The organism is Atopobium sp. oral taxon 416 (assembly GCF_018128285.1).
Lineage (GTDB): Bacteria > Actinomycetota > Coriobacteriia > Coriobacteriales > Atopobiaceae > Olsenella_L.
On the sequence record NZ_CP072380.1, the window covers coordinates 1170803 to 1184424 of the forward strand.

Below are 13622 nucleotides of genomic sequence, written 5' to 3' on the forward strand. Positions count from 1 at the left end.
ATGGGTTCATTCGATAAGCTTTACGCCTCAGATATCGTTGAGGGCGTCAGGAGGGGGGACTTCAGCGCTACGGAGGTCGCGAAGGCTTCGCTCGACGCAATCGACAACCGTGAGAAAGATGTTCAGGCTTTTCTGCAGGTGGTGCCGGAGCTAGCACTTGATGCTGCCAAAGCAATCGACGAGAAGAAGGCAAAGGGTGAGGACTTGCCGATGTTGGCGGGGGTCCCTATCGCCTTCAAGGACAACATGCACCTCAAGGGGACCAGGACTACCTGCGCCTCCAAGATGCTTGAGAACTACGATTCGATGTTCACTGCCACCTGCGTGCAGCGCATGCTCGATGCGGGCGTGCTTCCGGTTGGCAAGACTAACATGGATGAGTTCGCTTTTGGCTCCTCAACCGAGTCTTCCGCCTTCCATCCGACGCACAATCCCTGGGACCTGGAGCGCGTTCCGGGTGGCTCCTCCGGTGGCAGCGCCGCCGCGGTGTCCTCCGGCGAGGTTACAATAGCGCTCGGCTCCGATACCGGCGGCTCCATCAGACAGCCGGCAAGTCTCTGCGGTGTTGTCGGTATGAAGCCCACCTACGGCGCGGTGAGCCGGTACGGCGTCGTCGCCTTCGGCTCCTCACTGGACCAGGTGGGACCTTTTGGGCGCTGCGTCAAGGATATCGCTTTAGCACTCAATGCGCTGACCACCCAGGGTCGGGACTCCTATGATTCGACGAGCCAGGACTGCGCGATCGATTACACCAAGCACCTCGAAGATCCGATTGAGGGCAAGAAGGTCGGTATCGTTCCGGAATTGATGGATGTAAAAGGCCTCACCCCTGAGGTCAAGGCTGCCGTCGGGGGAGCCGTGAAAGCTCTGCAAGATCAGAGCGCGCAGATCGTTGAGGTCACGCTGCCGAACATCGCCTCCGCAATTGCGGCGTACTACGTGATCGCCCCCTGTGAGGCGTTCTCGAACCTCGCCCGTTTTGACGGCGTCCGCTACGGATACCAGGAGCCCAACTGCCAGACCTTGGCAGAGCAGACCTCAAAGAGCCGCTCACACGGCTTTGGCTTGGAGGCGAAGCGCCGTCAGATGCTCGGCGCTTACTTACTGTCCTCCGGCGTCTACGACAAGTACTACTATCCCGCGCAGCAGGTCAGAACGTTGATCACCGATGATTACGTCCAGGCTTACAAGAGGTGCGATGTGATCCTGATGCCCGCTACGCCGCGCACTGCCTTTAAATTCGGGGAAATCTCAGATCCGACGCAGATGTACGCTTCTGACCTGTTCACGATCTCCAACAACATCGTGGGCAACTGCGGTATCTCAGTGCCGCTCGGTCTGGGGACCGAAAGCAAACTGCCGGTTTCCGTACAGCTGCAGGGTCCTGCCTTTGCAGACAGCCGACTGCTGCAGTTTGCGCGTGCGGTTGAGCGGAGTTATCAGGCAGCCGGTGTCGTCGCACCTGCCTTTGCAGGTAAGGGAGGTGAGCTCAAATGAAGAGACTGAATGAGGTCCTCAAAGATTGGGAGGCGGTCATCGGGCTGGAGATTCACACCGAGCTTACGACCCTGGACACCAAGATGTTCTGCAACTGCAAGCTGAGCCACGACGATCCGCCTAACACCAATGTATGCCCGGTCTGCTTGGGTATGCCGGGAGCGCTGCCGGTCCCAAACAAGAAGGCTATCCAGTCTATTGTGATGGCCGGCCTCGCCACGAACTGCGAGATCCAGAAGCACTCGACCTTCTACCGCAAGCACTACTTCTATCCGGATATGTCAAAGAACTTCCAGACCACCCAGGGCTCGGTTGCCTTCTGCATGCACGGACACCTGCGCCTCAATGTGACCGGCGACGGCGCTAAGGAGCGCCCTGTTTGGGAGGACATGTCCTCCGATGGATCAGAGGAGATCAAACGTGAGAAGGACGGCTCCTATCAGGTGCCGATCCGCATCCAGCGTATCCACATGGAAGAGGATGCTGCAAAGATGGTGCATGAGGGCGGCGAAGAGGGTCGTATCAGTGGCGCCTCTGAGTCCTTTATCGATTACAACCGTTGTGGTACCCCACTGATCGAGCTAGTCACTGAGCCGGATCTCCGTACACCGGAAGAGGCACGGCTGTTCATGGAGGAGCTGCAGCAGACCTTCAAGACTTTGGGGATCTCGGACTGCTCCATGGAATCAGGCTCGATGCGCTGCGATGGAAACATCTCACTGCGTCGCCGAGGTACCAAAGAGCTCGGCACCAAGACCGAGATGAAGAATATCAACTCCTTCAAGAGCCTGCATGACGCTCTCGAGTTTGAGATCTGCCGTCAGGCTGAGGTGCTTGAGGAAGGTGGCGTGATCTATCAGGAGACCAGGCACTGGGAGCCCTCCCGCAAATGCACGATTGTAATGCGTGTCAAGGAGACCGCAGACGACTATCGGCTGATGCCGGACCCGGACCTGGCTCCGTTTGATCTGACCGATGACTTCATCGAGGAGTGTCACTCAAAGATCCCGGAGCTCCCGGATGCCAAGTGCAAGCGCTATGAGAAGGACTACGGGCTGAAGTCCGCTGATGCCCAACAGCTTGCAGGTGATCCTGAGGTCTCCGCATTCTTCGAGGAGGCGCTCGACGGTGCCAAAAAGAAGGTTATCCCCACCATTGCCAACGTAATGGTCAACTTGGTCCCGAGCTACAACAAATTGAGGGCCAAACAGGTCCGCACGATCTCTGAGCTACTTGCCGCCGACCAGATCACCTTCGCGCAGGCGCGTGAAGTACTCGCTGACATCGATGGAACCGACAAGGATCCGGAGAAGGTTGTCGACGCACAGGGTATGCGCCAGGTGAGCGATGACTCCGCACTGGAGCCGATCGTGGAGGAGGTCCTCGGCCGCTGTACCGGCCAGGTGAACCAGTACCACGACGGTAACAAGAAAGTTATCGGCTATCTGGTCGGTCAGTGCATGAAGGCCTCAAAAGGCAGGGGAAACCCGAAGCGCTTCAATGAGCTGTTGAGGTCCCATCTCGAGGCGTAGGGCACGGCATAATAAATAAGAGGGGAGCAAGCGCTCCTCTCTGAGTAGGGGGAGGCAAATCCGTGACTGGGCGGGTTTGCCCCTCTCTTTTTATGTGAACACAATGTGGGTCATCTACGAGACGGCTTCATGAAGACATTGCGAAAATGTCGCTTATTGAGTAGTGGTTTAACATTTTGCCGCTCACGTAAGCTCTCAAGATTTACATGTATAGAACCGTTCGGATTGGGAATGGAGCCCCGTCGGTGCGGTTCCCAGGGATCGTCCACAGGTCAGACGGGCTCTTCGGTCATCATAGTAGATAAGGGCAGACCCTGCGAATGATAAAGGTACTCGGATCTTTATACAGTGGTCAAGAGCTCGAAAAGTGGGGGTCCCGTGGGTTTGTCCGGGACCCTCGTCAAGTTTATAGGGATTACATTATTTCTTATCAGTGTACGCTTCGCTGTATTTGCAATCTGCCACATGGTCATCATCCAAGAGACAGGTGTGCCGCTCACGCTGCACCAAGCGGCCCACAAACTCGTTCGCCGGGTGGCTCACGATATCCTTTGGCGTGTCGTATTGCTGGATAATGCCGTTATCGATCACCATGACCTTTGTGGCGAGCTTCAATGCCTCCTGGATATCGTGGGTGACAAACACGATCGTGATGTGTGTCTCACGATGGATCCGCTTGATCTCATCTTGAAGGCTCGCACGGGTGATCTCATCGACGGCGCCGAAGGGCTCATCCATAAGGAGAATGTCCGGAGAGGCAGCGAGTGCCCGGGCGATACCGACGCGCTGCTGCTGACCTCCTGAGAGCTCATCGGGGTAGCGGTCGAGCATGGATTCCTCTAACCCTACGATCTTCATCCACTTGCGTACGGTACGGGCGGTGCGCTGCTTGTCTCGTCTATTCAGGAGCGTCGGGACATAGGCGATGTTCTGCTCCACGGTCATGTTGGGGAAGAGCACGCTTCCCTGGATCGCATAGCCGATGTTGCGGCGCAGTTGCACCGGGTCAAGATCCCCGATGTTCTTCCCATCGACAAAGATATCGCCGGAGGTTGGGGTCAGAAGCGCATTGATCATCTTGAGTGTGGTGGTCTTGCCGCCACCCGAGGATCCCACCATCGTGACGAAGTCACCCCGTTTGACAGTGAAGCTCATGTCCTTGATCACGGGAGTGTCCCCGTAGGCTTTTGATACGTGGCGGAACTCGATTGCGGTATCACTCGTAGGTTGCTGCCCTGAATTAGTTGTTGAGTAAGCCTCTTGATTTGAGGAACTCATAGGCCACCTCCCTTGGTTCTTTCTTCTCTACGTCCACCTCATGGTTCATCTGAACCATATCGTCATTCGATATCTGCCCGGTCAACCTGTCGAAGACGCCCTGTAGCTCCGGATGGTCCTGCAACACCTGCTGGCGTACAATCATGCCGCACATGTAGGAGGGGAAGAAGTGTCTATCGTCTTCCAACACTCTGGCGTTTGCGTCGGCGAGCTGCCCGTCGGTTGTGAAGACCACCATCACGTCGATCTGGTTCTCGGCTAAGGCTTGATACTTAAGGCCGATGTCCAGATCCATCGTATTACCGAAATTAAGGCCGTAGGTGTTGCACAGCGCGTCGTAGCCGTCTTCACGCTCGAAGAAGTCGTACTCCGCGCCGAAAGTGAGCTGTGGGGCCACCCGTGCCAGATCTGAGTAGGTCTTGATGTCGTATTGGTTGGCAATATCGTTACGGACGGCCAAGCCGTAGGTGTTGCCAAAGCCGAACATTGAGGTCCAGGTCATACCCATATCGTTGTAGGCGGCTCTCAGCTGATCGAACTTATCTTCGGAGTAGACATCCTGGTTCTTTAAGACCATGTTCCACGCGGTGCCGGTGTATTCCGGATACATATCGAACTCGCCGTTCTCCATAGCAGGCTCGATGTTGGAGGTACCGCCGCCGACACCTTGGGTGAGGTTCACTTTGAGATCGGTGTCCTGCTCAATTAGGATATCGAGCATCTCTCCCAGGATATACTGTTCCGTCATGGGTTTTGTCGCGATATTGATCGTGGCTTGAGGCATAAGTTGGGGAACCACAGCGGCGACCACAAGGGCACCGACGACGCCCAGAGCAGTGAAGCCCATAACTTTGTTCTGGTGCTTAGCTTTCTTAGAGCGCTTCTGCATGCGTTTCTCGACAAAGCCCAGGATCGCGTCGATCACTAAAGCAAGGAGTGCGGTGAGCAAGGATCCTGCCAGCGTCATGGCCGCATTATTGGTAGTGATGCCGCGATAGATTGCAACACCTAAGCCACCGGCTCCAATAAAGGAAGCGATGCCGGCCAGAGCAATGGTCATCGTCACCATGTTCCTGATGCCGGACATAATGACGGGCATGGCTAAGGGGAGCTTGATGTGGAAGAGGATCTGCCAGCGGGTGGAGCCCATGCCTTTGGCAGCTTCGATAGTGTCGGGATCCACATTGGTGAGTCCGGTGTGGGTGGACCTCACCATTGGCAGCAGTGCATAGATCGTAAGCGCGATGATTGCGGTGGTGTCACCGACACCGGAGAAGGGGATCAAAAAGCCGAGCATGGAGATGGAGGGGATCGTGTAGACGAAGTTGATGACTCCGAGTGTCCACTTGGCTGATTTCTGATATTCGCTGATAAGGATACCGACGATACCGCCAAAGACAATCGCGATTGCGATTGCAATGAAGGAGATCTCAATGTGCTCCAACAGCAGGTTGGAGAAGAAATCCCATCGGGTTACCAGCAGGGAAAACATGTCTTGGATCATGGGCAAAGCCTACTTTCAGCGTCGTACGATCGCCTTGACCGGGCACTTCTCAAAGCAGGAGCCACAGTGCAGGCAATGGTCTTGACGGATTACGAAAGGTTTCCCTATCTCAATGCAGTTCTGGGGGCAGTTTCTCCTACAGGTGCCGCAGCCGATGCAGCTGTCGGTGATCAGAAAACCATATCCAGGGATCTTCGCGCCGCCGAAGGGGAAACGCTCGCGATAGATGGGCTCTTTCCCGAGATCGAAGAACTCAGTCGCCCCTGAGGAGATCACAAAGGGCTCGAGGATGTAGCGGGTGTCTTTTGGATACACGTTCTTCATTGAAGGATTCTCGTTGAAGATGCGATCGATCCATTTCTTTTGGTCATCGAGATGCTGAACCGTACCTGTGAGACGGATCATCTGCCAATTCCTGTTGAGCCCGACAACCGCAACATGAGGGTTGTGCATAAGCTGCTGATAGAAATCTTTGCCACGTGCCGTGCAGAAGTACAGTTTGTTGTCTCCTACAATCATGATGTCGATGATGCGGCTGTGAGGAAGACCTTGCTCATCGACGGTTGAGAAGGACACATCTTTGATTGATCTGAGCTCGTCCAAACAATCCTGTGCATTCATGTGATAGGTCCGCCCCCTAAGCAGCACTGCTTATTGCATCTCAACAGTGTAACAGAGATATTGAAATGATATAATAATATATATTACATCTAAATAAATTGATGCTACCATTCATATTTCAACAACAAGTAGGGTGGGCTTTGGGACCAGGAGATCTCCGTCATGCAGTGGCTCGACCCTAGTAGGGGAGAAACATATCAAAAGATGGGTGAGGTATAAAAATCAGCGTAAAAACACAGCTCGCTGTTAGACCATAATTGACCTGAGAAGGGCCCAATAGTGTCCGGGCCTTTGCCTACAATGCATATCATCAAACAAAGTCATCGTGGAGCAGAGGGCCCGGATGGATCCAATGATACTGCAGCAGATCGAAAAGATGGGGATCTCTGAGAAGCGCGAGCTCCTGGAGAGGCTGAAGGCACTCATAGCCAAGAAGATGGCAGGCTCTGCACTTGCGGGGGCGCCCAAGAGGTGCCCGAGGTGCAAATCACTCAGTTTCTATTGCAAGGGCCACGACGCGTGTGGCCTTAAGAGATGGAAGTGTTGCTCGTGCGGCAGGACCTTCTCCGCCAGGACCAGATCCGTGCTCGCGATGTCCAAGCCCACGGCCGCCACATGGGCCGCATATGCAAAGGGCACGCTTGCAGGCATGACGCTTGAAGAAGCTTACGGAAAGCTGCCATGTGAGCCTTAAGGACATTGTGGTTTTATGCGCATGAGGCCCTTCGAGCTGCTGCAGGCAGCGCTTGGCGCCTTCAGGTATGGACCCACCGTCTCCTGCCAAAAGATCGGGATCTACATCGACGAGTCGCTTGCAAACAACAGGGCAAGGTCGGCCATCCAGATGCTGAGAAAGGCGCACACGCACGGCCATGTAGTGCATTGCTGTGGCATATCGAACAAGAAGGTCTGCGTGGAGTGCTGCGCGTATGACTTAAGCGACGAATATGCCATCCTCTGCGGCAGGGGCAGGCCCGAGGACGGGAAGCTCACAGATGCCCTTTCAGGTATCGTCGACAGCTTATGGGTCGCCACCGACGACCATGCAGGATATGCGCGCGTGGCTCTCCTCGCTTAGGGTCTTCAAGCACACAGCGAGCGTGGCGAAGAAGGCCGTACACGGCGAGCTCGGGCTCGTCAATGCGATGCAGCGAAGGCTGCGCGAGTTCCTGCTTTTTCCCATGGGGTCTTCTACGAAGTGGTTGGGGCACTTGTCTTGTCTGCTTCCTGTGGATAGAGCAGGTAAGGCATTCTGAGCGGGAGAAGAAGGATATACTCTCAGGCCAGCTTGCAGGAGGCAGGTATGTCCATACCAGGCGTGCGCTCATAGACATAGAGCAGCCCTTCTGGAGCTATTGGAAGGACAGGGGCGTCAGGTCGATCATGGTCTAACAGCGAGATTCTCAAAAGGATCCTCCCCAGGAGCGTAGATCCCATCAATAAAGACATACAGAGGTAGTGCCTCATTGGTAGTCTTGTCCTTCAAGCTTCTGTCTTTCTACATACGCTCTTTTCAGTCAGGCTAGATACGGTAGCAGAAGAGCCTGCTGTGTCCCACAAGGCATCGGGTATGTTTTGGGTACCTCTGGTAGAAACAACGCCTAGATACATATCCACCGGCGCCTTCTCGATGGATTCTTCTCTTCTGCTAAAGCGCCCCTATAGCCACAGAGACAAACCCTACACCTTTAGGCTTTGGCATTGTGGGCGTGACAGTGCCCAAGTGGCGTAAGCTTCGCTTATAGTGGCCGGCACGATACCTTGCCCTTATCGTTGAAGCGCTCATACGTTTTAGCCCCAAGCAGCTGATCTGCTTCTTCATCGAGTCTGTTGTCGAGCATCTCCTCAACGCTTTTTCTGATCCGCTTGCCTAAGTCCTTCTGTGATACTCATCAGGTATGGCTCTCACTGTCCTTTCGCTAGCTAGATATGGTTACGTGACACTTCACGCCGTAACGGGATCGGTAAGAACCTACCTTTCTTCATATACTGGCTAGCTGTGTGCTGCTGCCAAAGTGCGCAAGATATTGTACGCTGCCAAAACGTGCCAATAAAGAACAGCGGGAGAAGCTTGTGTTCTTCCCGCTGTAACTGCAATCCTCTATACAGCATGTGCTCTGCCCATTGTTCAATGCAACGCTGACAAATCACAGCTCTTCATTAGAGACCTGAGTGTGATCACTCACTTTCCTGCTCTTGATCCTCCTGGCCTTCTTGATTGGGATCGGCTCCACTAAAGACCGAGACAGCCTTGTCCAAGAGCCTCGTCAGCTCCTGGGCATCCTCAGAGCCCAGGACTACCTGCATGTTCTTCATAATATCGAGGAAGAAGGTGCGGGTGGAACGGACACGGTTCTTGCCTTTGCGGGTGATAATGACACGGATCTTCCTGGCATCATGTGAATCCTTCACACGCGTAGCGAGCCCGTCGCTCTCTAACTTGTCGATGATCTGTGTGATACGCGGACGTGTCAGTCCGACTTCATCCGCAATTTTCACCGCAGAGGTATCGTTGTGGTGCGTGTCGAGGTAGAGGAGCACTGTTGCGCTTCCCTGTGAAAGGGCGCGTAACAGGGGAATCGTCTGGGAGTAGAGGCCCTCAAAGGCATCGAGGCACTGGGTGGCCTCATCCTCGTTGACTTTCACGTCGCTGTTCTTTTTTATTTTGCCTGCCTTTTTGGCAATCTCTTTTGCATGTAATACGTCTTCCGCTACTGCCTTAATAGACGTTGTGCTGTTATATCTCATCGTTCTTCATCTCTTCGTATTTAATATATAACCAGATTTTACGGCATTATGGCGTACAATTATTATTTAACTTATGTATATGCTTTCTAAAGAAATCCCAGCTATTCGTGGTGCGGATGGATCTTTTTTACCATAAATAAAGTCCTAGTAAATTACTTCCCAATAAACCATGTCCAACTCTAAAAATGCGTCACAAAGATATAAAACGGACAGGTGTCTATAAAATAGAGGTCTTCATTGCCGGTATATTTCCATTACAGATATATACCCCGCAAGGCAGAAAAATGAGTATTATAAATTCAATAGAGGCGCCGAGAGATGAACGATCAGGGAACCGGCGGACTGAGATCCTTTCGGGAGGCAGAATCCGCCGAGCAGATAGGTGGGGCACCGGCTATCTGTGGGCTTCGGCGAAAGACGCCGGAGACTGTCTGCAGCATGCAGGAGTGCTATGACTTGTGAATGGAATGGTCGCCGACAGATGCTGCCGACGACCTTTTGCGTATAGATGGGCCTAAAGAAAGAAGGCAATCCATGGACTTGAAGAACTTGACCGGTTCTATCGTGGCACTTGTCACGCCGTTTAATGATGACGGATCGATTGACTATGCCTCACTCGATAAGATCCTGGAATTCCAGGTGAACAATGGTACGGACGGTATCCTGATCCTCGGCACCTCAGGGGAATCGGCGACGATGACGAACGCAGAGGATCTGGCTGTCGCAAAGTTTGCGGTTGAGCACGTGAACGGTGCGGCGCCGATTATCGGCGGCGCCGGCTCCAATTGTACCCGTGAGAGCTACAACAAGTCCCTCGCCCTGCAGCAGATCGGGGTCGACGGCCTGTTGATCATCACCCCGTACTACAACAAGACCAACGAAGAGGGTATGTACCGCCACTTCAAGACTGTGCTCGACGCAGTTGATCTGCCTTGCATCCTCTACAACATCCCGGGAAGGACCGGTTGTTCCATCTCTGTGAGAAACGTAGAGCGCCTCTCCAGGCATCCGAATGCCCTGGCGATCAAGGAGGCTTCCGGCTCGCTTGAGTACGTCTCCGATATCGCGCACTGTCTGAACAAAGATTTCGGCATGTTCTCCGGCAGCGATGACCTCGTGATTCCGCTCATGTCCTTAGGCGCTCGTGGCGTCATCTCTGTATGGGCGAACATTATGCCGAAGGAAGTCCACGAGATGTGCAAGAACTTTCTAGCGGGTAACCTCGAGGAGGCCCGCGCCACCCAGATCAGATGCATGGACTTGATCCACGCACTCTTCTGTGAGGTCAACCCGATCCCGGTGAAACAGGCATTAGCTGATATGGACTTCTTAAAGCCGAACTATCGTCTGCCGCTCTATCCAATGAAGGAAGAGAATCACGCGAAGCTCAAGCGCGCAATGCAGGAGGTGGGTCTTCTTGACTAAGGTTGTACTCTCCGGTACCGGAAAAATGGGGAATGTGGTCAAAGAGTTGCTCGATGAGGCGTCCGACTTTGAGGTTGTGGGCCAGGTCGGGATCGAGAATAAGGGCGATCTCGAGACCCTTCCCACCGCTGATCTCGTAATGGATTTCTCCCATCCGGGCATGCTTCCTGGCATTATCGACTACACCAAACGCACTCAGGCCGATGTGCTCTGTGGCACTACCGGTCTTACCGATGCGGATATAGGTCAGCTCAAGAGCTTGAGCGACAAGGTCGCCGTGCTGTGGAGCGGCAACTTCTCACTGGGTATCGCAGTTCTGCGGCGCATGTGCGAGGAGGTGGGCAAGTACCTCGGCGATTGGGACGAAGAGATCGTCGAGATCCACCACAATCAGAAGCAGGATGCCCCGTCAGGCACCGCGCTGATGCTGGCACACGCGCTTGACCCCAAGGGGGGGAAGCATCTGGTCCACGGCCGTGAAGGCATGGTGGGGCCACGCCCGAAGGACGAGATCGGTATACACAGCTTGCGCGGCGGCACCGTCGCCGGGACCCACGAGGTCTATTTCTTTGGGACCGACGAGGAGCTGACGTTGACGCATCGAGCTTCCAGCCGGGTGATCTTTGCGGAGGGAGCCCTTACGGCAGCGCGCAAGCTTGTGGACAAAAAGCCGGGTTGGTACACCTTCGATTCGTTGATATTTGGTGAAGACGGGAAGTAGCTTCCTCCGTTTACCGAAAAGTATTTTTATCTGAAAGAGTTTATATAAAAATTATTTCTGTACCTTGAGGTGCATGAATGGGGCTTCGTGTCCCGTTCATGCACTTTTTCTGTGTATGCCCTTAGACCCAATTTGGTCTCACTGGGTACGCGTTGCTGTGGAAAACTACCCTGCGGCCTACAGATCAGTACCAGCGGCATTAGACAGGGGGTACAGATGGTTAACCGTTTCGTTCTGAACACAATTTCCTATCATGGCTCCAGCGCGATCAAAGAGATCCCGGGCGAGATCCAGCACCACGGTTACACGAAGGAGTTTGTCTGCTCTGACTTGGACCTCGTGAAGCTCGGCATCACTGACAAGGTCATCAATTTGCTCGATGAGGCGAAGATCCTCTGGAGTCTCTACTCTGAGGATAAGCCGAACCCGATGATCCACAACGTCCAGGACGGCGTCGTTGCCTTCAAGAAGTCCGGTGCAGACATGATCGTCGCAATCGGCGGCTCCGCAAGGGCGGCTGACGTGATCGCTGAGAACTCTGAGTTCTCCGACGTCGTCTCCCTGGAGGGCATTGCCCCGACCAAGAAGCACGCGACCCTCGCACTCGCAGCTCCGATCACCGCAGGTACCGAGGCTGAGGTCACGATCAACTATGTAATCGCTGACCCAAAGGAGGTCCGCAAGTTTGTCTGCGTCGACACCAACGATATCCCTGAGATCACCGTCGTTGATCCGGATATGATGGCATTGGTGCTCGCAGGGCTCACTGCCGCGACCGGTATGGATACGCCGACCCATGCAATCGAGGGCTATACCACCACGGCTGCTTTGGAGCTCTCCGATATGTTTCGCTACAAGGCTACTGAGACCATCTCCCACAACCTGCGCGATGCCTACGCTGAGGCGAAGCGCGGCAAGCCGGCTCAAGAGCCGTGAGGAAATGGCGCTTGGTTAGTGCATCGTGGGCAGGGGCTTCTCGAACACCGGCCTGGGCATCGACCACGCAAGGGCGCATGCCCTCTTCGCACACTATGACACCCCGCACGGCGTTGCCTGCGCAATGCTCTTGCCGATCGCAATGGGGTTCGACAAGCCAGCCGTGGCTGACCGCCTGGCAAAGATCGCCGTTGCTATGGGCGTCAACACTGACGGTATGTCCACCGACGCTGCCGCAGACGCCGCAATCTGTCAGCTCAAGAGCGACGTGAACATCCCGACCACCTGCAAGGGCTTGATCGAGGAGGATCTGGACCAGCTCGCCACCGACGCAATGCACGATGCCGCTCAACCCGTGTGATGCAAGTCACGACGAGATTGTGGAGCTCTTCCGTAAGGTTATGCCGCAAGCGTACTGCTGATAAGCCTCTGATATGAAAAATCCCGTGTGGTTTTCAAAGCCACACAGGATTTGCAGTTTACAGCGCAATCGCTGTTCCGTTCTCGTTTTGTCCAGTTGCTCTTACTCACTGAATCAGCATATCGAGGAACCAGGAGAAGATCGATATCAGGAGCGCTGCCCACATAGCCGTGCCAAAATCAGGGACGATGATGCCGACCTGGAAGATCCCCTGGGTGATCGTGGAGGCAATTTCCAAGGCAAAGGCATTGACGAAGAGCGAAAAGAGCCCCAGGGTCAAAATCGTCAGCGGAAGTGCCAGGATCTGGAGCAAAGGTTTGATGGAGATGTTGACCAGGGCCAGGACCAGTGCGGTGAAGATAACAGCGGCATAGGTGTTTCCAACTGTCCGGATGGTGGGAACGAAAAAGATTACAAGCGCGATAGCAATGGTTGTGGCAAGCCATTGTTCTACGAAACGCATCGAGGTACACCTTCTTAAAGAACTGTGGGAAATATATCAGGGGTTTATTGTACCCTAATGGGCCAGCTTGCCTTCAGGTGCTTGCGCGATGCGCTGCACTTTAGTAAGCTACAGTAGTTTAGCAGCCTACAGTGGAACGCAGCTATGTGGGAGGGACCATGGCGGAAAGCCAACACAGAACAGAGGAAGAGACACGGTTGTTCGAAGCCTTCTGTACTCTGCAGGCCCCACAGGAGGTGCGGGCATTCCTCCTTGACCTCTGCAGCAAGAAAGAGATACAGGATCTGGCCCAGCGATTAGAAATGGCACGCCTGCTGGATACCGGAGCTTCCTATCTGGAAGTCTCAAAGGCCACCGGGGCTTCCTCAACCACGGTGAGCCGTGTCTCAAAGTGCCTGAATGGTCCCATCGGGGGCTACCGCGTGGTACTCAAACGGTTGAAGGAACAATCAGACTAAACTGCATTGTTTCAGAAG

At 54.3% G+C, this 13622-nt stretch carries 14 protein-coding genes and 1 riboswitch; of the genes, 9 read left to right on the forward strand and 5 right to left on the reverse strand.

Annotated features, from left to right (window positions below; genetic code table 11):
- Together gatA and gatB are read left to right on the forward strand one after the other, a co-directional pair.
- Positions 1–1497, forward strand: a complete 1497-nt coding sequence (gatA, locus tag J4859_RS06365; protein WP_212334360.1) for an Asp-tRNA(Asn)/Glu-tRNA(Gln) amidotransferase subunit GatA — start codon at positions 1–3, stop codon at positions 1495–1497.
- The gene (gene gatB / locus J4859_RS06370) at positions 1494–3029 is read left to right on the forward strand and encodes an Asp-tRNA(Asn)/Glu-tRNA(Gln) amidotransferase subunit GatB (RefSeq protein WP_212334362.1); all 1536 of its coding nucleotides are present in this window, start codon (positions 1494–1496) and stop codon (positions 3027–3029) included. The genes gatA and gatB overlap by 4 nt, the downstream gene beginning before the upstream one ends.
- Positions 3030–3449: 420 nt before the next feature.
- Here the strand turns inward: gatB and J4859_RS06375 are convergent, their stop codons facing one another.
- Genes J4859_RS06375 through J4859_RS06385 form a run of 3 tightly spaced genes read right to left on the reverse strand, consistent with a single transcriptional unit; the run spans position 3450 to position 6432 of the window.
- Positions 3450–4307, reverse strand: coding sequence for an ABC transporter ATP-binding protein (locus J4859_RS06375; RefSeq protein WP_212334364.1), 858 nt, complete (start codon positions 4305–4307; stop codon positions 3450–3452).
- Entirely contained in the window at positions 4270–5811 is a 1542-nt protein-coding gene (locus tag J4859_RS06380; protein ID WP_212334366.1) for a glycine betaine ABC transporter substrate-binding protein, read from the reverse strand. The genes J4859_RS06375 and J4859_RS06380 overlap by 38 nt, the downstream gene beginning before the upstream one ends.
- A gap of 15 nt (positions 5812–5826) precedes the next feature.
- On the reverse strand, positions 5827–6432 hold the full coding sequence (locus J4859_RS06385; protein WP_212334368.1) for a 4Fe-4S binding protein: 606 nt from the start codon (positions 6430–6432) through the stop codon (positions 5827–5829).
- Positions 6433–6775: 343 nt separating this feature from the next.
- Here J4859_RS06385 and J4859_RS06390 point away from each other — a divergent pair, with 343 nt between their 5' ends.
- Entirely contained in the window at positions 6776–7126 is a 351-nt protein-coding gene (locus J4859_RS06390) for an IS1 family transposase (protein WP_212334370.1), read from the forward strand.
- Between the two features lie 15 nt (positions 7127–7141).
- Positions 7142–7510, forward strand: coding sequence for a hypothetical protein (locus tag J4859_RS06395; protein ID WP_212334372.1), 369 nt, complete (start codon positions 7142–7144; stop codon positions 7508–7510).
- A 1100-nt stretch (positions 7511–8610) separates the two neighbouring features.
- Here J4859_RS06395 and J4859_RS06400 read toward each other — a convergent pair.
- A complete protein-coding gene (locus J4859_RS06400; RefSeq protein ID WP_212334374.1) occupies positions 8611–9180 on the reverse strand; it encodes a MarR family winged helix-turn-helix transcriptional regulator in 570 nt (189 codons plus the stop codon).
- A 295-nt stretch (positions 9181–9475) separates the two neighbouring features.
- Positions 9476–9640, forward strand: a riboswitch (Lysine riboswitch).
- A 74-nt stretch (positions 9641–9714) separates the two neighbouring features.
- Here J4859_RS06400 and dapA point away from each other — a divergent pair.
- From dapA to J4859_RS16855, 4 genes are all read left to right on the forward strand, one after another.
- Positions 9715–10605, forward strand: a complete 891-nt coding sequence (dapA, locus tag J4859_RS06405; RefSeq protein ID WP_212334376.1) for a 4-hydroxy-tetrahydrodipicolinate synthase — start codon at positions 9715–9717, stop codon at positions 10603–10605.
- Complete coding sequence (gene dapB, locus J4859_RS06410; RefSeq protein ID WP_212334378.1) at positions 10598–11326, forward strand: 4-hydroxy-tetrahydrodipicolinate reductase; 729 nt, start codon at positions 10598–10600, stop codon at positions 11324–11326. Before dapA ends, dapB begins: the two co-directional genes overlap by 8 nt.
- Positions 11327–11542: 216 nt before the next feature.
- The gene (locus J4859_RS06415) at positions 11543–12262 is read left to right on the forward strand and encodes an iron-containing alcohol dehydrogenase (RefSeq protein WP_256436838.1); all 720 of its coding nucleotides are present in this window, start codon (positions 11543–11545) and stop codon (positions 12260–12262) included.
- Between the two features lie 25 nt (positions 12263–12287).
- The gene (locus tag J4859_RS16855; protein ID WP_256436839.1) at positions 12288–12623 is read left to right on the forward strand and encodes an iron-containing alcohol dehydrogenase; all 336 of its coding nucleotides are present in this window, start codon (positions 12288–12290) and stop codon (positions 12621–12623) included.
- A gap of 166 nt (positions 12624–12789) precedes the next feature.
- On the opposite strand, the gene J4859_RS06420 is transcribed toward J4859_RS16855, so the two are convergent.
- Positions 12790–13146, reverse strand: a complete 357-nt coding sequence (locus J4859_RS06420; protein WP_212334381.1) for a phage holin family protein — start codon at positions 13144–13146, stop codon at positions 12790–12792.
- 158 nt (positions 13147–13304) lie between these two features.
- Here J4859_RS06420 and J4859_RS06425 point away from each other — a divergent pair, with 158 nt between their 5' ends.
- The gene (locus tag J4859_RS06425; protein ID WP_212334383.1) at positions 13305–13604 is read left to right on the forward strand and encodes a YerC/YecD family TrpR-related protein; all 300 of its coding nucleotides are present in this window, start codon (positions 13305–13307) and stop codon (positions 13602–13604) included.
- Positions 13605–13622 lie beyond the last annotated feature (18 nt).

Excerpts from the sequence above, each read along its gene's own strand:
- gatB (WP_212334362.1), top strand. The coding sequence starts at position 1,494 with ATGAAGAGACTGAATGAGGTCCTCAAAGATTGGGAGGCGGTCATCGGG.
- J4859_RS06420 (WP_212334381.1), bottom strand. The coding sequence starts at position 13,146 with ATGCGTTTCGTAGAACAATGGCTTGCCACAACCATTGCTATCGCGCTT.
- J4859_RS06385 (WP_212334368.1), bottom strand. The coding sequence starts at position 6,432 with ATGAATGCACAGGATTGTTTGGACGAGCTCAGATCAATCAAAGATGTG.
- dapA (WP_212334376.1), top strand. The coding sequence starts at position 9,715 with ATGGACTTGAAGAACTTGACCGGTTCTATCGTGGCACTTGTCACGCCG.
- J4859_RS06380 (WP_212334366.1), bottom strand. The coding sequence starts at position 5,811 with ATGATCCAAGACATGTTTTCCCTGCTGGTAACCCGATGGGATTTCTTC.
- J4859_RS06425 (WP_212334383.1), top strand. The coding sequence starts at position 13,305 with ATGGCGGAAAGCCAACACAGAACAGAGGAAGAGACACGGTTGTTCGAA.
- gatA (WP_212334360.1), top strand. The coding sequence starts at position 1 with ATGGGTTCATTCGATAAGCTTTACGCCTCAGATATCGTTGAGGGCGTC.
- J4859_RS06395 (WP_212334372.1), top strand. The coding sequence starts at position 7,142 with ATGCGCATGAGGCCCTTCGAGCTGCTGCAGGCAGCGCTTGGCGCCTTC.
- J4859_RS06415 (WP_256436838.1), top strand. The coding sequence starts at position 11,543 with ATGGTTAACCGTTTCGTTCTGAACACAATTTCCTATCATGGCTCCAGC.
- J4859_RS06375 (WP_212334364.1), bottom strand. The coding sequence starts at position 4,307 with ATGAGTTCCTCAAATCAAGAGGCTTACTCAACAACTAATTCAGGGCAG.
- J4859_RS06390 (WP_212334370.1), top strand. The coding sequence starts at position 6,776 with ATGGATCCAATGATACTGCAGCAGATCGAAAAGATGGGGATCTCTGAG.
- J4859_RS06400 (WP_212334374.1), bottom strand. The coding sequence starts at position 9,180 with ATGAGATATAACAGCACAACGTCTATTAAGGCAGTAGCGGAAGACGTA.